Below are 18,276 nucleotides of genomic sequence, written 5' to 3' on the forward strand. Positions count from 1 at the left end.
TGGCGCTGCCGGCGCCGCCCCTTTTTGCGTCTGGGTCTGCTGCACCGCGGGAACGAAACGGTGCTCGCCGAGTTTAGATTGCAAATCATTCGCACTTGCATTCCTACCTCGGCACCCTATTCTGCAGTTGCAACTCATTTGCAAAAAGCCGGTGCAGGCACCGTCCCATCCCTGGGCAGGTTCCGGTGGCACCGGCGGATGACCACGGACGAGGAGCATGAATTTGCCGCGCGGAATCAAATCCGGAATGACGACGAGCCGGGACGGGCGCGCCGGGCGCGTCGTCCTCGCCGCGGCCACCGGCCTCATCGCCCTGGTCGGCCTCGCCGCCAATCCGGTGCGCGCCGACGAGCCGAAGCGGATCGTCACCACCTTCACGATCCTCGCCGACATCGCCCAGAACGTCGCGGGCGACAAGGCGCTGGTGGAATCGATCACCAAGCCGGGCGCCGAGATCCACGACTATGAGCCGACGCCGCTCGACGTGGTCCGCGCCCGCTCCGGCGACCTCGTGCTCTGGAACGGGCTCGGCCTCGAGCGCTGGTTCGAGCGCTTCTTCGCTGGCGTCGACGTGCCGAGCGTCGTCGTCTCCGACGGCGTCGCGCCGATCGCGATTTCCGAAGGCGCCTACGAGGGCAAGCCGAATCCGCATGCCTGGATGTCGCCGGCCAATGCCGCGATCTACGTCGAGAACATCCGCAAGGCGCTCGCCGAGCTCGACCCCGCCAATGCCGATGCCTACGCCGCCAATGCGGCCGCCTATCTCGAAAAGCTCGCGGCGATCGATGCGCCGATCCGCGACAAGCTCGCCGGCCTGCCGGCCGACCAGCGCGTGCTCGTCACCTGCGAGGGCGCCTTCTCGTACCTCGCCCGCGACTACGGCCTGACCGAGAGCTATCTCTGGGCGATCAACGCCGACGAGCAGGGCTCGCCGCAGCAGATTCGCCGGGTTATCGACACGGTGCGCGATGCGTCGGTGCCGGTGGTGTTCTGCGAGAGCACGGTCAACGACCGGCCGATGCAGCAGGTGGCCTCCGAGACCGGCGCCCGCTACGGCGGCACGCTCTATGTCGACAGCCTGACCCCGGCGGACGGCCCGGCGCCGACCTATCTCGACATGATGGCGCTCAACGCCGAAACGCTGACGCGAGGCTTCGATGTCGTCAACTGACCCCAAAAGCGGGCCTGCGCCCGTCGTCCGCGTCGACGACGTCACCGTCGCCTATCGCTCGGGCACCGTCGCGCTCGAAGGCGTCAGCCTGACGCTCGACCGGCCGTCGATCTGCGGCCTCGTCGGCATGAACGGCGCCGGCAAGTCGACGCTGTTCAAGACCATCATGGGCTTCGTCGAGCCGACGCGCGGCAAGGTGAGCATCGGCGGACGGCCGGTCTCGGCCGCGCAGAAGGAAAACATCGTCGCCTACGTGCCCCAGGCCGAAGAGGTCGACTGGACCTTCCCGGTTTCGGTCGCCGACGTCGTGATGATGGGCCGGCAGGGGCGGATGGGCTTCCTGCGCATGCCCGGCGGCACCGACCGCCGCCTCGTCGCCGAGAGCCTCGCCCGCGTCGGCATGGCGGATTTCGCCGACCGGCAGATCGGCGAACTCTCCGGCGGCCAGCGCAAGCGCGTGTTCCTCGCCCGGGCGCTGGCGCAGCAGGCGTCGATCCTCTTGCTCGACGAGCCGTTCACCGGCGTCGACGTGCGCACCGAGGAGGCGATCATTGCCATCCTGCGCGATCTGCGCGCCGGCGGCGCCATCGTGCTCGTCTCGACGCACGACCTTGCCACCGTGCCGGCCTTCTGCGACAGCGTCGCGATGGTCAACCGCCGCCTCGTCGCCTTCGGCCCGGTCGCGACCACCTTCACGGAAGCCAATCTTTCCCGCGCCTTCGGCGGCACGCTGCACCGTTTCCTGCCCGGCCACGGCCTGCCGGCCGGGCCCGATGCCGCGGCCGCCCGCGGTCTCGCGCTGGGAGCGGCCGGATGACGACCGCGGAGATCGCCGCGCTGCTCGCCGAGCCGTTCGGCTACGGCTTCATGATCAAGGCGATCGCCGGCGGCGCCGCCGTCGGCGCGCTGTGCGGCCTGCTCTCCTGCTTCGTCACGCTCAAGGGCTGGTCGCTGCTCGGCGACGCGCTGTCGCATGCGGTGGTGCCGGGCGTTGCGATCGCGGCGATCTTCGGGCTGCCGTTCGTCGCCGGCGCGGTGGTCGCGGGTGTCTTCGCGGTCGGCGCGATCGGCTTCGTCGAGCGCAATTCGCTCCTGAAGAACGACGCGGTGATCGGCGTCGTGTTCACCGCGATGTTCGCGCTCGGGCTGTTCCTGATCTCGGTGTTTCCGAGCAACCTCCGCCTCACCACCATCCTGTTCGGCAATCTGCTCGGCGTCGCCGACGCCGATCTCTGGCAGGTGGCGGCGGTCGGCGCGCTGGCGGTCGGCATCGTCGCGCTGAAGTGGAAGGACCTCTTGCTGTTCTGCTTCGACGCCGGCCACGCCCGCTCGATCGGCCTCGACACGCGGTTGCTGCACGGCGTGCTGCTCGGCCTGTTGTCGCTCGCCGCCGTCGCGGCGCTGCAGGCGGTGGGGGCGCTGCTCGTCGTCGCCATGCTGATCACGCCGGGGGCGACCGCGCTGCTGCTCACCGACCGCTTCGGCCGCATGCTGGTGATCGCGCCGGCGCTCGGCGCACTCGCCGCGGCGCTCGGCGCCTATGCGAGCTTCTTCCTCGACGGGTCGACCGGCGGCCTGATCGTCGCGCTGCAGACGGCGATCTTCTTCGTCGCCTTCCTGTTCGCGCCGCGCCGCGGCGTGCTGGCCGGCCGCCGGCGGGCCGCTGCCGCCGCGGAGGCCGCGCCGTGACCGGCTTCCTCGCCACCATCGCCGAGCCGCTCGCCTACGACTTCATGTGGCGGGCGATGGGTGTCGGCGTCTTCATCTCGGTGCTCTGCGCCGTGCTGTCGTGCTTCATCGTGCTGAAGGGCTGGGCGCTGGTCGGCGATGCGCTGTCGCATGCGGTGCTGCCGGGCATCGTCGTCGCCTATGTCGCCGGCCTGCCGCTGGTGCTCGGCGCCGCGGCGAGCGGGCTCGCCTGCGTCTGGCTCGCCGGCGCCGCCAACGGGCGCACGCGGGTGAAGCCGGACGCCCTGCTCGGCATCTCCTTCACCGGCTTTCTCGCCGTCGGGCTGATCCTGATGGTCGCGACGCCGAGCGAGATCCACTTCATGCACGTCCTGTTCGGCAACCTGCTCGGCATCGAGACGGCGGCGATCCTGCAAGTGCTCGCCGTCGGCGTGCCGACGCTCGCCATCGTGCTCGCCTGGCGCAAGGACCTGGTGCTCGCCGCCTTCGATCCGGCGCAGGCGCGGGTGATCGGCCTCTCCCCGGTGCGGCTCGAACTGCTGCTGCTGGCGCTCACCGCGTTCACGGTGGTGGTCGCGATGCAGGCGGTCGGCATCGCGCTCGTCATGGCGATGCTGGTGACGCCGGGTTGCATCGGCCGCCTGCTCGCCGATCGCTTCGACCGCATGCTGATCGCGGCAGCAAGCTCCGCTGCGTTCGCCACCGCGCTCGGCACGCTGGCGAGCTTCTGGGCCGACGGCGCCACCGGGGCGACCATCGTGCTGGTGCAGGCGACGCTGTTCGTGCTCGCCTTCCTGTTCGCGCCGCGCCGCGGGCTGCTCGCGCGCCACCGCGCGGTGGCGCGTGCCGGCAGCTGAGCGCGCGCCGAGGCGGCCGCCAAGCGTTTGACCTCGGCCGCATTCGAAGGCAGGCTCGGCGTCCCTGCTGCTGCCGAGGGATCCTTGCCATGCCGGTCGGTGCCTTGAAGAACGGCCTTGCCCGCGCGGTGCGCGCGGGATGCGGGATCGCCCTCGCTGTGGCCGTCGGCCTCGCTGCGGCCCCGGCGTCGGCGTCGCCGCCGCTCTGGCGGGTCAGCGACGGCGACTCCACCGTCTGGCTGTTCGGCACCGTGCATGCCCTGCAGCGCGGCGAGCGCAACTGGCGGCCGGCCGCCGAACTCACCGCCGCGATGGCCGAAAGCCAGTCGTTCTGGCTCGAAACCGAAATTCCCACCGAGGATCCGGCCGCGTCGCTCGCCCGGCTCGGCCGCAGCCCGGGCGAGCCGCTGTCGAGCCGCTTCGCCCCCGCCGACTACGCCCGGCTAGCGGCCGTTGCCGACGGGCTCGGCGTCGATCTCGCCGACCTTGACGAACTGCGCCCCTGGCTCGCGGCGATGACGCTGGTGTCGGCGTCCCTCAACCGCGGCGGCTTCGACCAGGGCGGGGCGGACGGGCGGCTGCTGCGCGATGCCGCGTCGCTCGGGCTCGAGGTCGCGGGCTTCGACCCGGCCGACCGGCCGCTCGCGCTCTATGCCGGGCTCGATCCGGCCGAGGAACGGGCGCTGCTGCTGAGCACCGTCGACGACCTCGCCGGACGGCAGCCGCAGCACGAGCGCCTCGTCGCGGCCTGGCTCGCCGGCGACGAGGCGGCGCTGGAGGCGATCGGGCTGGACGAGATGCGGGCGGCGGGCGAGGGGATCTACGACCGCTTCATCACAGAGCGCAACGCGGGCTTCGCCGCGCGGATCGAGGGGCTGATGCTCGGCCGCGGCACGCATTTCGTCGCCATCGGCGCGCTGCACCTCGTCGGTCCCGACCGGATCCAGAACGCGCTGCTGGCGCGCGGGCTCAGCGTCGAGCGGGTCGACCGCTGAGCCCGCGCGGCGCGCCTAGCGCCGCTGCCGCGGCGGCGAGAAGCGCTGCACCGCCTTGAAGACGAGGTCGGGCAGGGTCTCGGCCTCGAGCTTCGACTTCAGGATCGAGCAGACGTTCGCCACCGTCTTGTAGCTGACGCCGAGTTCGTCGGCGATCTCGCCATAGCTGCGCCCCTCGGCGAGCAGGGCGAGGATCTCCTGCTCGCGGCGGGTGAACTCGCCCGTATCCAACCGGCGGGCGGCGCTCGCGTGCAGCGCCACCTCGGTGGCGAGGTCGCCGGCGATGAACGGCTGGCCGGCGGCCACCTTCTCGAAGGCATGGCCGATCTCGGCGGGATCGGCGTCCTTGTGCACATAGCCGGTCGCCCCGGCCGCGAGCGACTTGCGCACGATCACCGGGTCGGCATGCATGCTGAAGACGAGGATCGGCACGTTGCGGTCGATGGCACGCAGCCGGCGGATGAAGCCGATGCCGGCGAGGGTCTTGCGGGCGATCGAGAGGTCGACGACGACGACGTCCGGCCGGGTGCGGCGGTAGATCTGGAACGCCTGCAGCAGGCGGGAGGCGGTGTGCACCTCGCTGGCGCCGTGCGCCTCGAGGATGCGCCGGCAGCCCTGCAGCACGATCGGATGGTCGTCGATCAGGAGAACCCGGGTCATGCCGTCTCCTCCGGCTCGCCGTCGGAGAGCGCGGCGCGGACCGGGGCGCGGTGCTCGATCGGCAGCACGATCTCGGTCACCGTGCCGGCCGGCGTACTGCGCGGCGGCGACCATTCGCCGGCGAGCGCCAGCACCCGTTCGGCAAGGCCGGTGAGGCCGTAGCCCGGCCGCGCCGGCACGTCGCCCGGCGGGCCGGCGCCGTCGTCGGTGATCCGGGCGACGAGCCGGGCGCGGCCGTTCTCGGCGGGGCCCTCGGCGAGGCGGATCTCGATCTGGCGCGCGCCGCCGTGGCGCAGGGCGTTCATCAGGCTCTCCTGCACGAAGCGGAACACGGTGAGGTCCACCGCCTCGCCGAACGAGGCGTCGCCGATGCGGGCGTCGAGCCTGATCTCGGCCTCGGGGGCGAAGCGGCCGACGGTGTCGACGAAATCCGAGACCAGTTCGGCGAGCGGCACCTCGCCGAGCGACATCGGCCGGAGCGCCGACACCAGCTTGCGGGTGCGGCTCTGGATCGACTGGGTGAGGTCGGCGAGCGAATCGAGCCCCTCGCGCAGGTGCCGGATATGCGCCGTCTCCAGCGCCGCGATGGCGCGGCCGAGGCTTTCGGTGGTGGCGCGGACGCCGAAGAGATAGGGGCCGAGCTCGTCGTGCAGGTCGTAGGCGATGCGGCGGCGCTCCTCGTCCTGGATGACCAGCAGGCGGCGGTTGAGATGGCGGTTCTCGGCGTCGCGCTCGCCGAGGCGCTCGGCGAGGTCGTTGAAGCGCTCGACGATGAAGGCGAGTTCGGGAATGTGCAGATCGGAGAGGCGGGCGTCGAGGCCGCCGTCGCCGAGCCGCTGCATGCCGTCGGCGACGGCGCGCAGGCGGCCGAAGACGTGGTTCAGCACGAGGATCGCGGCGCCGAGCAACACCACCGAATAGGCGACGGTGACCGGCAGGATGAAGCGGAAGTCGGCCCAGACCTCGGCGATCTCGTCCTCGCTGTCGCTCACCAGCACCAGCGTCGCGATGCGGCCGTCGGCGAGCGTGATGGGATACTCGCTGCGCAGGTGCTCGCCGTCGAGCAGGCGCTGGAACCACGTCGGCGGTGCCGCCTCATCGTCCTCGCCCGCATCCGCCGTGCCGTCGGGAGCGGTGAAGACGGCGCCGCTCGGGTCGTACAGCGTCTTGCGCACATGGCGGGTCGACATGCCGGAAAGACCCAGCGCCTCGGCGGCCGCCGCGATGTCGGGCGCGCCGACCGCGTCGCGGCTGCGCGTCTCGAGGAACAGCGCCGCGATGTCGAACGAGGATTCGATCTCCTCGCGCACGGCGATGCGGGCGTTGAGCACGAGGCCGATCGCGACCAACGCCCAGACGGCGACGCCGAAGGCGACGAGGGCGATCGTCACCTGCCGCTTGAACGTCATGCCTCGCCTGAGCGCGGGAGCCGGCCGGGCCTCGTGCCGGTCGGCGTCGTCCAGTCCGCTGATCGCCATGGTCTCGTCCGTCTCCTCGCGTGGATCGTCGGGGGTCGTCGGGTTGTCGTCGGGGGTCGTCGACCCGTCGCCTTGTTCTGGGGCCGTGTCCTTGGGGCCGTGTCCGGGGGGCGGCTCGCGCCGACCGCCGCGTCAGGGCGCGCGCGCCGTCCGGGCGGTGAATTCGCGTCGCAGCGCCGCGACGGCCGACGCGTGGTCGGCGCCGCTGCGGCGCAGCTCGATGTAGGCCTGCGCGATCACGCCGAACCAGTGCTTGCGGCCGTCGGGATCGGGGATGGCGAGGTCGGCGAGCAGTTGCTCGGGCGAGATCGTGCCGCCGCGCTCGGTGTTGACGTCGACGAGTTGCGCCGTGCGGTTGGCGAGCATGCGGCGGGTCTCGACGAAGAGCGCGGCCCCGCGGTCGAGGGCGGCGTCGACCGCCGCGACACGTGCGGCGTTTTGTCCGCTGCCTGGCGCGGAGCCGGGCGGGGCGGTGCGGTCGGCGAGCCAGACGCCGGGTGAGCGCGGGTCGTCGGGGGTCAGCCAGTGGCCGGCCCCGAGATCGTCTTCGTCGCTCGAGCTGGCCGCAGCGGCCGCCGGCGGGGTCGTCTCGAGCGGCGCATCCTCGCAGGCGGTGAGCGTGGTCAGCGCCGCCAAGGCCATGGCGACACACGGGAAATTCTGGCGGCGAAGGGGTGTCGGCGACGGCATGGACATGGACTCGCTCCGGGAAGCCGACGACGGCGGGCGGCGGCGCGACCGCGGCGGTGCGCAGCGCGGCGAGCCGGTGCACGGTCATCGAAGCATCGGATGATCGACACTAGGACTGCCTAACCCGATATTCCTGTTAAAGAAATGTAATATTGCCTGCTGCAGCGCGGCAAAGTGCCGAAATCCTTGCTGTTTGCTGCGAGTCCCCGGTTCAATCGGTTCAAATACGGGAACAACTTCCCGAACCGGTGCGGGAAAACTGCTCAAGACATGGCAGCGGTCGCGTGCGATCCAGAATGCCGGAACGACAAGCTGCCGACGCAGCGGTCTTTCTTGGTTTCGCGAAAGAAGATCGATCGCAAAGCCGTCTCTGCGGAACCAACGTGTTCCCAGGAACCAAAACCAACCGGGGGGATCCCATGGATCGGTTCAAGTCTACGGTGTCGAAAACCGCCGTCGCGACCTTGCTGGCTGCCGGCCTCGGCGCCGTCGCGCTACCGGCGAACGCCAACGACAAGCTCGTCGAGCTTTCGAAGAGCAATGAAAACTGGGTGATGACGGGCCGCACCTACAAGGCCCAGAACTACAGCGAGATGACCCAGATCAACCGCGAGACCGTGAAGGATCTCCGCGCGGCCTGGTCGTTCTCGACGGGCCTGCTGCACGGCCACGAGGGCACGCCCCTCGTCGTCAACGGCGTCATGTATGTCCACTCGCCGTACCCGAACACGACCTTCGCCCTGTCGCTCGACCAGCCGGGCAAGATCCTGTGGCAGCACAAGCCCAAGCAGGATCCGACCTCGCGCGCCGTCGCCTGCTGTGACGTGGTCAACCGCGGCCTCGCCTACTGGCCGGGCAACGACGACGTCCAGCCGCTGATCCTGAAGACCCAGCTCGACGGCCACGTCGTCGCCCTCGACGCCGCGACCGGCGAAGAGCGCTGGAAGGTCGAGAACTCCGACATCAAGGTCGGCTCGACCCTGACGATCGCCCCCTATGTGGTGAAGGACCTGGTGCTGGTCGGCTCCTCGGGCGCCGAGCTCGGCGTGCGCGGCTACGTCACCGCCTACGACGCCACCACCGGCGAGCAGAAGTGGCGCGCCTATGCCACCGGCCCCGACGACGAGATCCTCCTCGCGGACGATTTCAACATCAACAACCCGCACTACGGCCAGAAGAACCTCGGCCTCGACACCTGGGAAGGCGACGCCTGGAAGATCGGCGGCGGCACCAACTGGGGCTGGTACGCCTACGACCCGGACGAGAACCTCTTCTACTACGGCTCGGGCAACCCGGCGCCGTGGAACGAGACCATGCGTCCCGGTGACAACAAGTGGACGATGACGATCTTCGGCCGCGACGCCGACACCGGCAAGGCGAAGTTCGGCTACCAGAAGACGCCGCACGACGAGTGGGACTACGCCGGCGTCAACGTGATGATGCTGTCGGAGCAGAAGGACAAGGACGGCAAGGAGCGCAAGCTGCTGACCCATCCGGACCGCAACGGCATCGTCTACACGCTCGATCGCACCAACGGCGACCTGATCTCGGCCGACAAACTCGACGACACGGTCAACTGGGTGAAGCAGGTGCAGCTCGACACGGGCCTGCCGGTCCGCGACCCCGAGTTCGCCACCCGCATGGACCACAAGGGCCGCGACATCTGTCCGTCGGCGATGGGCTACCACAACCAGGGTCACGACAGCTACGACCCCGAGCGGCAGCTCTTCTTCATGGGCATCAACCACATCTGCATGGACTGGGAACCGTTCATGCTGCCGTACCGGGCCGGACAGTTCTTCGTCGGCGCGACGCTGTGGATGTACCCCGGCCCGAAGGGTGATCGCCAGGCCTATGAAGGTCTCGGCCAGGTGAAGGCCTATAACGCCATCACCGGCGAGTACAAGTGGGAAGTCATGGAGCGCTTCTCCGCCTGGGGCGGCACGATGGCGACCGCCGGCGGCCTGACGTTCTACGGCACGCTCGACGGCTTCATCAAGGCGCGCGACAGCGACACCGGCGACCTGCTCTGGAAGTTCAAGCTTCCCTCGGGCGTGATCGGTCACCCGATGACCTACGAGCACAACGGCACCCAGTACGTCGCCATCAACTACGGCGTGGGTGGCTGGCCGGGCGTCGGCCTGGTGTTCGACCTCACCGACCCGACCGCCGGCCTCGGCGCGGTCGGCGCGTTCAAGGAACTCGCGAAGTACACCCAGATGGGTGGCGGCGTGATGGTGTTCTCGCTCGACGGCAAGAACCCCTACAGCGAGGACCTCGAGACCGGCGAGTGGAAGCCGACCAACGGCTGACCCCGCTCCGGCCCCGCCGCCCACCGCCCCTGATCCGGCGGGCGGCGGGGCCTCCGGCGCCCTTTGCCCAGCTCTCGACCCCGGCCAGGGACCGGATGGGGGCAGGGCGGACCGGCCCGCAACCGACAAGACCACCGTGAGGGAGAACATCCATGATGAAGTCCGCCATAGCCGCCGGCTCGCTCGTGGCCGCCGCCGTCCTCGCCACCGGGCCGGCCGCCGCCGAAGCGACCCTGAAGATCTGCGCTTCCACCAAGGAAGCCCCCTATTCCGCCGCCGACGCCGCCGGCTTCGAGAACAAGATCGCCGTGAAGCTCGCCGAGGCGATGGGCCGCACGCCCGAGTTCGTCTGGACCGACAAGTTCGGCGTCTACCTCGTCCGCGACTTCCTGGATCCGAAGGCCTGCGACGTGGTGTTCGGCGTCGATGCCGGTGACGAGCGCCTGCTGACCTCGAGCTCGATCTATCGCACCGGCTACGTCTTCGTCAGCCGCGCCGACGAGAACTTCGACGGCCACAACTGGCAGGATCTCGCCAAGCCCGACTACGGCCGCTTCGCCGTCCGCTTCTACTCACCGGCCGAAGTGATGCTGAAGTACACCGGCAAATGGGAAGACAACGCGGCGTACCTCTACGGCCTGATCAACTTCAAGTCGAGCCGCAACAGCTACAACCAGGTCGAGGCGTCGCGCCTCGTCTCGGAAGTCGTGGCCGGCGAGGCCGACCTCGCGATCGCGTTTGCCCCCGACGTCGCCCGCTACGTCAAGTCGTCGACCGTGCCGGTCCGCATGACGATGATCGAGGACGACATCACCCGGTCGGACGGGCAGGTGATTCCGCTGAAGTACGACCAGGCGATCGGCGTCCGCAAGGACGACACCGCGCTGATGGCCGAGATCGAGGCCGCCCTCGGCAAGATCCGCGGCGACATCGACCAGATCCTCGCCGACGAGGGCATCCCGCTGCTGCCTCCCAGCAGCTGAGCCCCCGTTCCTTCCGTACAGATCCAGGGCAGAACCACATGAAGTATCCGGGACTGAGGCCGCTCGTCTTCACCGTCGCCGCAGCAGGTTTCGCGGTGACGGCCTTCGCCAGCGCGGTGCCGCTGTTCAATGTCGTCACCGGCGAGCAGCTCGACCTCAGCTATGCGCTCGAGGACGGGCGCGACACCGAAGCGGTGAAGACCTTCTTCGAGACGGGCGTCAACATCTACAACGAGAACCCCGACGTCCTGCCGCAGGGCGAGGAGGTCTACCTCACCGCCTGCTCGGGCTGCCACGGCCACCACGGCGAGGGCAAGATCGGTCCCGGTCTCAACGACAGCTACTGGACCTATCCGGACGGCAAGACCGACGCCGGCCTGTTCCGGATCATCTTCGGCGGCGCGCAAGGCCAGATGGGGCCGCAGTACGGCCACCTGACGCTCGACGAGATGCTGCTCGGCATGGCCTGGGTCCGTCACATCTACACCGGGAAGCCTGAAACCGCGCGCTGGCTGACGCCGGAGCAGAAGGCGAACTTCAAGCCCTTCCCGAAGACCCACCCCGATCCGAACGACGGGTGAGCAAGCGACGACCGGGCGCCCGCCGCAGCGGCGGGCCGCCGGGTCGAAGACCGGCGCGGCCGAGGTGCCCGGCCGCGCCGACCGTCCACCGGCACCGCGACGACGCGCCGGAACCAACGAGCCGTCGACCGAACCCTTGGGGGAAACACCATGAAGATCGCCGCTTTCGCCGCCGCCGCCCTCGTCGCCGGCTGCTTCGCCGCCGCCCCGGCCCTCGCCTACGACGGCACCAACTGCCGCGCGCCGGGCAACTGCTGGGAGCCGAAGCCGGGCTACCCGGATCAGGTCGCCGGTTCGAAATACGACCCGCAGCACGACCCGATGGAGCTCAACAAGCAGTCGGAATCGATCAAGGGCATGGAGGCGCGCAACGCCCAGCGCGTCGCCCATTTCAAGAAGACCGGCGAGTGGGTCTACGACGTCGAGGAAATTCCCGCCGAGTAAAGCGTTCGGCCGGCGCGGAGCCATCCGCCCGGCCACCTGCCGCGCGCCGGCGGATGCCGCGGACCGGATCCCTCACCCGGTTCGCCTCGCCCGCATCCGCCGGCCGCCGTGAGCGAGACGCCCGGTCGGGGGGCCTACTCAAGGGTTTCCGACGTCCTCCCTAGACCACCGAAACGCCAGGCCGCGAGCCCGGGCGTCTCGCTCCCGAATTCCCGCGGGTTGGACAGCTGCCCCCGCGCCTCGACCTCGATCGCCGGCGCGCCCGCCGGCTCAGGTGACGGATGATGTATGAGTTTCGCGATGCCGGGCCGGTCGATCTCGGCGAATGGCGCGACCGCGCGCTCGCCTTCGAGACGGCGCTCGCCGGGGCCGTCGTCGGCCAGGACGCGACGATCCGGCTGGTGACGCTGGCCGTGTTCTGCCGCGGCCACGTCTTGCTGCAGGGCGATGTCGGCGTCGGCAAGACGACGCTGCTCCGGGCGGTGGCCCGGCTCGTCGGCGGCCCCTACGAGCGTATCGAGGGCACCGTCGACCTGATGCCGACCGACCTCGTCTATGCGGCCTTCGTCGCCGAAGACGGGCGGCCGCGCATGGAGCCCGGGCCGATGCTGCGGCACGGCGCCGACCTCGCCGTGTTCTTCTTCAACGAGATCAACCGCGCCCGGCCGCAGGTGCACGCACTGCTGCTGCGCGCCATGGCCGAACGCACGCTGACCGCCTTCCAGCGCGAGTGGTCGTTTCCGCACCTGCAGGTGTTCGCCGACCGCAACCGCGTCGAGCGCGAGGAGACCTTCGAGCTGCCGGCGGCGGCGCGCGACCGCTTCTTCATGGAAATTCCCGTCGATGCGCCGGCCGACCCGGAAGTGCGGCGCCGGCTCGTCTTCGACAACCGCTTCCACGACGCCGACGCGCTGGTGGCGGCGCTCCCCGAGGGGCTGCTCGACTACCGCCGGCTCGACGGCGTCGCCCGGGCGATCCAGCGCGAGGTGCACGCCGGCGACGAGATCGAGGCCTATGTCTTCGCGCTCTGGGAGGCGCTGAAGCATCCGGCGGACGCCGGCATCGAGCTCAACGGCGTCGCGATGGACCGGCTGGTTCAGGGCGGCGCGAGCCCGCGCGGCGTGTCGACGCTGGTGCGGGCGGCCCGGGCGCGGGCCTTCATCGAGGGCCGCGACTTCGTGATCCCCGACGACCTGCGCGCCGTGTTCCCGGCGGTGATGGCGCACCGCGTCTTCCTCGCCCCGGTCTACGAGCGCCGCCGCGAGGCGCTGGTGCCGGCCCTGTGCGACGCGGTGTTCGCGAAGGTGCCGACGCCGCGGGCGCCGGCAGCGGCGCAGCGCGGAGCCCGGCTATGACCGAGATCGCGGCCGCCGACATCGAGGTGCTCGCCGACGTCGCGGTCGCCGCGCGCGGCCGCCTCGGCGGCTGGATGCCAGGTCGGCACCGCGGGCGGAACCCCGGCGCCGGCGGGTCATTTGCCGGCTATGCATCTCTCATCGACCATCCCGATGCGCGCCGCATCGACCTGCGCGCTTCGCTGCGCGATCCCGTCGGCACGGTGCTGGTGCGGCGGTTCCGGCAGGATGTCGCTGCCGCGATGTACATCCTCGTCGACCGTTCGGGCTCGATGGCGATCTCGGGCCGCGCCGACCGGCCGGCGCTCGCCGCGCTCATCGCCGGCGGGCTCGCGCGCGCGGCCGAGCGCTCCGGCGACCGGGTCGGCCTGCTGATGGCCGGCGCGACGATCCGCGACGGCGGCATCCTGCCGGCGGTGCGCCGGCGCGGTATCGGCGTTGAGATCGCCGCCGCCGTCGCCGCCGCCGAACCCGCGGGCGCCGGCATCAGTGGGTTGATCGCGGCCGCCGAACTGATCCCGCCGCGCCGGGCCGTCGTCTTCATCGTCTCCGACTTCAGCTTTTCGCCCGAGATCCTCGACGCGTTGCTCGGCGCCCTCGCCGTGCACGACGTGCGGCCGATCCGCCTCGTCGACGGCGCCGTCGACGCGCCGCTGCCGGCGTTCGGCCTCGTCGAGCTGTTCGATCTCGAGCAGCGTCGCCGCCGGCTGGTGCTGATGCGCCCGAAGCTCGCGGCGGCGTTCCGCGCCGCGGCGGCGGCGCATGCCGCGGCGGTCGATGCGGTGTTCTCGCGCCACGACACGGCGCCGATCGACATCGTCGACCAGCTCGACGCCGACGCCTTCTTCGAGGCGCTGGTGCTCGGAGGGCCGGGGTGATGCGCGCCGTCGGCACCGGCCTGCTCCTGTTGCTCACCGGCGTCGCCCCGGCGGCCGCGGCCGAGCCGCGTGTCGTGCTGGAGCCGCCGCGCGGGCACGGCTGGTGGATGGGCGACCAGCTCGGCGCGCGGGTGCGCATCGAGGTCGACGCCGGGCTCGCCGTCGACACGGCGGCACTGCCGCGGCCGCGGCCGATCGACTATTGGCTCGACCTCGTCGCGGTCGTGGTGGAGCCGGCCGGCGACGCCGGGCCGGGGCGGACCGCGTTCGACCTCCGCCTCACCTACCAGACCTTCTACGCGCCGCTGGAGCCGAAGCAGCTGGTGGTGCCGGCGGCGACCGTCGGCTTCAGTGGACCGGACGGCCCCGTCACCGTGACGGTGCCGGCCTGGCGCTTCGTCACGGCGCCGCTGCGCGAGATCATGGCGCCGACGGTGCCGGCGGCGATGCGGCCGAACGTGCCGCTCGCCCTCGCCGACACGCGGCCGCTGCAGGTCGGCACGCTGGCGGCGGCCGCGCTGGCGCTGCTCTCGGTCACCGGGCTCGCGCATCACCGGGCGTGGTGGCCGTTCCGCCGCCGCGACCGGCCGTTCGCCGCCGCCGCCGGCGTCATCGCCCGGCTGCCAGCGGACACCGGCGGCGCGGGGCTGAAGCCGGGCTTTGCCGCCCTGCACCGCGCCTTCGACGCGAGCTTCGGCCGGCGCATGCTGGGCGAGGACATCGGCGATTTCCTCGCCCGGCGGCCGGCGTTCCGCGGCGCGCTGGTCGAGACCGCCGCCTTCTTCACCGCCTCGCGCCAGCTGTTCTTCAGTCGGGGCGACGCCGGGCTCGACTTCGACCGGGCGCGGCTCGCCGGCCTCGCCAAGCGGCTCGCGGCGATCGAGCGGGGAGGCGCGGCATGAGCTTCGAGCGCCCGCTGCTCCTCGTCCTCCTCGTCCTCGCGCTGCTGCCGCTGCTGCTGCGCCCCGAGCGGCCGTCGGCGCATCCGGCCCTCGGCCTCACCCCGCCCGACCCCCTGTCGCGCTGGGTCAGCGCCGGCCTGCGCCTTGCCGGCATCGCGGCGATCGCCACGCTGGTGGTCGCGCTCGCCGGGCCGTTCGCCGGCGGCGGCAGCGTGACCCGGCAGGGGCAGGGCGCCAACATCGTGCTGCTGATCGACCGCTCGTCGAGCATGGACAACAGCTTTGCGGGCCGCGCGCCGGACGGGGCCGAGGATTCGAAGTCGGCGGTGGCGAAGCGCCTGCTGGTCGATTTCGCCAGCCGGCGGCCGCACGACCGCATCGGCGTCGCTGCCTTCTCGACCTCGCCGATGCAGGTGCTGCCGATCACCGACCACCTCGACGCCGTGCGCGGCGCGATCGCGGCGATCGACCGGCCGGGCCTCGCCCACACCGACGTCGGCCGCGGCCTTGCCCTCGCCTTCGGGCAGTTCGGGCCGGAGACGCTGGGGGAGGCGCGCGCGGTGGTGCTCGTCTCCGACGGCGCCGGCGTGATCGGCATGGAGGTGCAGGACCTCCTGCGCCAGCAGGTGGCGCGCGAGCCGGTCAACCTCTACTGGCTGTTCATCCGCACCATGGGCAGCCCGGGCCTCTTCGAGACCCCCGCCTCGAAGTCCGACGACACGCCGCAGGCGCGGCCCGAGCGGCACCTGCATCTGTTCCTCGGCCGGCTCGGCATCCCCTACCGCGCCTTCGAGGCGGAAAGCCCGGAGGCGATCGCCGAGGCGATCGGCGAGATCGACCGGCTGGAAACGCGGCCGATCGCCTATGTCGAGGAGCTGCCGCGCCAGCCGCTCGCGTGGGCGTTCTATGCCGGCGCCGCCGTGCTGCTCGCCGCCCTGCTCGCTGCACGTCTCGCCGAACGGCCGCTGGTGCCGGCCGGCCCGCCCTTGCCGGCGCTGAAGCGGCGGGAGGGGGGGCTGTGAGCCTCGGCACGCTCGATACCGGCGCTCGCCCGCGCGGTTTTGCGCCGCGCCGGCTGCTGCCGCGCGATCTCGGCACGCCGGTCTGGCCCGCCGTCCTCGTCCTCGCGCTGCTCGGCACGGCGACCCTCGGTTCCCTGCTCGTCGCCGCGCGGCAGGAGAACGCCCTGATCCGCGGTCTCGTCGCCGGCCGCGACCTTGCGATTCCGGCCGATGCCGGGCCGGAGCTGATCCGGGCGCGGGCTCAGTTCCTGCTGCGCTACGCCGGTGCCACGTCGGCAGAGGCGCTGGTGGCGCCGATGACGGGCACCGGCGACGTGAAGGCGCTCGCGGCGCTCTGGTACGACATCGGCAACCGCCGCCTGCGCGACGGCTTCGACGCCATCGACCGGCAGGACGTCGATGGCGCCGCCGCCAACGTCCGCCTCGCAAAAGACGCCTATCGGGCGTCGCTGCGGCTCGATCCCGGTGCGTTCGACGCGAAGGTCAATCTCGACATCGCCAGCCGGCTGGTGCGCGATTTCCCCTCGGCCGAGCAGGAGGGCGAGGACGACCCGGAAGCGCAGCCGAAGAAGGTGTGGACCGATCTGCCCGGCCTGCCGAAGGGGCTGCCTTGATGGCCGCGCCGACACCCTCCGGCCGCCGCGGCGGCGCCGTGCTGCGCAGGTTCGCCGATGCGCGCGCGCTGCTGCTCTTCGCCGCGCTGCTGCTCGCGGTGGTCGCGGCGCTCCGGCCGCTGTGGCCGCGCGAGCGCGTTGCCTACGATCTGATGTTCGTCGTCGACGTCACCGGCTCGATGAACGCCCGCGACTATACGGCGAACGGCCAGCCCGAGAGCCGGCTCGGCTTCGTGCGCGGCCTGCTCGTCGGCACGCTGGAGCAGCTCCCCTGCGGCTCGCGCGCCGGGCTCGCCCTCTTCACCGAGCGGCGGCCCTTCGTGCTCTTCGAGCCCGTCGAGGTCTGCGAGAATTTCGCGCCGGTCGCCGCCACGATCCGCGCGCTCGACTGGCGCATGGCCTGGGAGGGCGACAGCCGGATCGCCGACGGGCTCCACAACACGCTGGAGATGCTGGCCGTCGCGCCCGGCGTCGACGCGCGGACCACCGACCTCGTGTTCCTGACCGACGGGCAGGAGGCGCCGCCGCTGCCGTGGACCGGCGGCCCACGCTTCGTCGGCCGCCCCGGCGCGGTCGGCGGGCTGATCGCCGGCATCGGCGGCGACACGCCGGTGCCGATCCCGAAGTTCGACGACCGCGGCCGCGAGGTCGGCTTCTTCAGCCAGGCCGACGTGCCGCATGAATCTCGCGTCGGTCCGCCGCCGCCCGGCGCCGAGAACCGGCCCGGGTGGCATCCGCGCAACAATCCCTACGGCGAACTCCCCGACGGCGGCGGCGAACATCTGACCGCCCTGCGCGCGACCTATCTCGGCGAGCTCGCCGCGGCGACCGGGCTCGGCTTCGCGCGCCCCGCGGACGCCGCCGGCCTCGTCGCGGCGATCGCGGCCAACGCCCGGCCGCGCCAGGTCGTCACCGTCGCGGACGTCTCGTTCCTCCCCGGCGGAGCGGCGCTCGCCGCGCTCGCCGTCGCCTATCTCGTCGCGCTCGGCCGGCGGCGACCGCGCCGGGCGGCTGTTGTCCGCTCCCCCGACCTGCTCCGCTCTCCAGACAGAGGTGATCACGTGCATTCCAGTGTTTCGCGTACCGAGTCTCCCGCCACCCGCGCCGCCGGCCTGTTCGTCGCCTGCGCCGCCGCCGGCTTCGTCCTCGCCGCCGTCGGCCCCGCCGCCGCGCATGGGCCGACGCCGCAGAAGGTGGATCAGGCGATCGAGCTCGCCGTGCCGTGCGAACTCGTCTGGTCGACGCTGCGCGACTTCGGCTCGATCGGCAAATGGCATCCGGACGTTGCCGCCGTCGAGGCGACCGGCGCCAGCGAGCCGGGCGTCACCCGCACGCTGACGCTGGCGAACGGCGAGAGCATCACCGAGCGGATCGACGACGTCGACGGCGCCGGGCAGTCGCTCTCGTACCGGCTGTCGAAAGAGAACCTGAAGGCGCTGCCGGTGAGCTTCTACACGGCGAAGATCGCCACCACGCGCAGTGAGGACGGCCAGGGCTGCCGGGTCGACTGGCAAGGCCGCTTCTATCGCGGCGACACCGGCAACTTCCCGCCCGACGACCTCAACGATGCCGCCGCGGTGGCGGCGATGACGGCCTTCTTCGAGACCGGCCTCGCCGGCCTGAAGGCGACGCTCGAATGAGACGC

Annotated in this window: 18 protein-coding genes; 15 read left to right on the top strand and 3 right to left on the bottom strand. The window is 71.5% G+C overall.

Annotated features, from left to right (window positions below; all coding sequences use genetic code 11):
* The first annotated feature begins 247 nt into the window (after window positions 1–247).
* The 5 genes from I5731_RS08545 to I5731_RS08565 all read left to right on the top strand — a co-directional run bounded on the left by I5731_RS08545 (window position 248) and on the right by I5731_RS08565 (window position 4,712).
* The gene (locus tag I5731_RS08545; protein WP_197310935.1) at window positions 248–1,171 is read left to right on the top strand and encodes a metal ABC transporter substrate-binding protein; all 924 of its coding nucleotides are present in this window, start codon (window positions 248–250) and stop codon (window positions 1,169–1,171) included.
* Entirely contained in the window at window positions 1,158–1,988 is an 831-nt protein-coding gene (locus I5731_RS08550; protein ID WP_197310936.1) for a metal ABC transporter ATP-binding protein, read from the top strand. Before I5731_RS08545 ends, I5731_RS08550 begins: the two co-directional genes overlap by 14 nt.
* Entirely contained in the window at window positions 1,985–2,860 is an 876-nt protein-coding gene (locus tag I5731_RS08555; protein ID WP_210336267.1) for a metal ABC transporter permease, read from the top strand. Before I5731_RS08550 ends, I5731_RS08555 begins: the two co-directional genes overlap by 4 nt.
* Window positions 2,857–3,717, top strand: a complete 861-nt coding sequence (locus I5731_RS08560; protein ID WP_328838440.1) for a metal ABC transporter permease — start codon at window positions 2,857–2,859, stop codon at window positions 3,715–3,717. Before I5731_RS08555 ends, I5731_RS08560 begins: the two co-directional genes overlap by 4 nt.
* 89 nt (window positions 3,718–3,806) lie before the next feature.
* Window positions 3,807–4,712: a TraB/GumN family protein gene (locus tag I5731_RS08565; RefSeq protein WP_197310937.1), complete on the top strand. Its 906-nt coding sequence runs from the start codon at window positions 3,807–3,809 to the stop codon at window positions 4,710–4,712.
* A gap of 15 nt (window positions 4,713–4,727) precedes the next feature.
* Here the strand turns inward: I5731_RS08565 and I5731_RS08570 are convergent, their stop codons facing one another.
* The 3 genes from I5731_RS08570 to I5731_RS08580 all read right to left on the bottom strand — a co-directional run bounded on the left by I5731_RS08570 (window position 4,728) and on the right by I5731_RS08580 (window position 7,546).
* Window positions 4,728–5,372 carry a response regulator transcription factor gene (locus I5731_RS08570; protein WP_197310938.1) on the bottom strand — a complete coding sequence of 215 codons (645 nt, stop codon included), beginning with the start codon at window positions 5,370–5,372 and terminating at the stop codon, window positions 4,728–4,730.
* Complete coding sequence (locus I5731_RS08575) at window positions 5,369–6,850, bottom strand: histidine kinase (protein ID WP_197310939.1); 1,482 nt, start codon at window positions 6,848–6,850, stop codon at window positions 5,369–5,371. Before I5731_RS08575 ends, I5731_RS08570 begins: the two co-directional genes overlap by 4 nt.
* 132 nt (window positions 6,851–6,982) lie before the next feature.
* Window positions 6,983–7,546 carry a hypothetical protein gene (locus I5731_RS08580; RefSeq protein ID WP_197310940.1) on the bottom strand — a complete coding sequence of 188 codons (564 nt, stop codon included), beginning with the start codon at window positions 7,544–7,546 and terminating at the stop codon, window positions 6,983–6,985.
* 413 nt (window positions 7,547–7,959) lie between these two features.
* Between I5731_RS08580 and I5731_RS08585 the strand changes: the two genes are divergently transcribed.
* From I5731_RS08585 to I5731_RS20005, 10 genes are all read left to right on the top strand, one after another.
* Window positions 7,960–9,852: a methanol/ethanol family PQQ-dependent dehydrogenase gene (locus tag I5731_RS08585; protein WP_197310941.1), complete on the top strand. Its 1,893-nt coding sequence runs from the start codon at window positions 7,960–7,962 to the stop codon at window positions 9,850–9,852.
* Window positions 9,853–10,004: 152 nt separating this feature from the next.
* A complete protein-coding gene (gene moxJ, locus I5731_RS08590; RefSeq protein WP_197310942.1) occupies window positions 10,005–10,835 on the top strand; it encodes a methanol oxidation system protein MoxJ in 831 nt (276 codons plus the stop codon).
* A gap of 38 nt (window positions 10,836–10,873) precedes the next feature.
* On the top strand, window positions 10,874–11,416 hold the full coding sequence (moxG, locus tag I5731_RS08595) for a cytochrome c(L), periplasmic (protein ID WP_197310943.1): 543 nt from the start codon (window positions 10,874–10,876) through the stop codon (window positions 11,414–11,416).
* A 150-nt stretch (window positions 11,417–11,566) separates the two neighbouring features.
* Window positions 11,567–11,860, top strand: coding sequence for a methanol dehydrogenase [cytochrome c] subunit (locus I5731_RS08600; protein WP_197310944.1), 294 nt, complete (start codon window positions 11,567–11,569; stop codon window positions 11,858–11,860).
* A gap of 284 nt (window positions 11,861–12,144) precedes the next feature.
* Window positions 12,145–13,215: an AAA family ATPase gene (locus tag I5731_RS08605; RefSeq protein WP_197310945.1), complete on the top strand. Its 1,071-nt coding sequence runs from the start codon at window positions 12,145–12,147 to the stop codon at window positions 13,213–13,215.
* Window positions 13,212–14,093, top strand: a complete 882-nt coding sequence (locus I5731_RS08610) for a DUF58 domain-containing protein (RefSeq protein WP_197310946.1) — start codon at window positions 13,212–13,214, stop codon at window positions 14,091–14,093. The genes I5731_RS08605 and I5731_RS08610 overlap by 4 nt, the downstream gene beginning before the upstream one ends.
* Complete coding sequence (locus I5731_RS08615) at window positions 14,093–14,995, top strand: nonribosomal peptide synthetase MxaA (RefSeq protein WP_197310947.1); 903 nt, start codon at window positions 14,093–14,095, stop codon at window positions 14,993–14,995. Before I5731_RS08610 ends, I5731_RS08615 begins: the two co-directional genes overlap by 1 nt.
* Window positions 14,992–16,017 carry a vWA domain-containing protein gene (locus I5731_RS08620; RefSeq protein WP_197310948.1) on the top strand — a complete coding sequence of 342 codons (1,026 nt, stop codon included), beginning with the start codon at window positions 14,992–14,994 and terminating at the stop codon, window positions 16,015–16,017. Before I5731_RS08615 ends, I5731_RS08620 begins: the two co-directional genes overlap by 4 nt.
* The gene (locus tag I5731_RS08625; protein WP_197310949.1) at window positions 16,014–16,631 is read left to right on the top strand and encodes an MxaK protein; all 618 of its coding nucleotides are present in this window, start codon (window positions 16,014–16,016) and stop codon (window positions 16,629–16,631) included. Before I5731_RS08620 ends, I5731_RS08625 begins: the two co-directional genes overlap by 4 nt.
* On the top strand, window positions 16,631–18,271 hold the full coding sequence (locus I5731_RS20005; RefSeq protein WP_328838444.1) for an SRPBCC family protein: 1,641 nt from the start codon (window positions 16,631–16,633) through the stop codon (window positions 18,269–18,271). Before I5731_RS08625 ends, I5731_RS20005 begins: the two co-directional genes overlap by 1 nt.
* Window positions 18,272–18,276: the final 5 nt, after the last annotated feature.

The sequence above is a fragment of the Methylobrevis albus genome (assembly GCF_015904235.1).
Taxonomy (GTDB): Bacteria; Pseudomonadota; Alphaproteobacteria; order Rhizobiales; family Pleomorphomonadaceae; genus Methylobrevis_A; species Methylobrevis_A albus.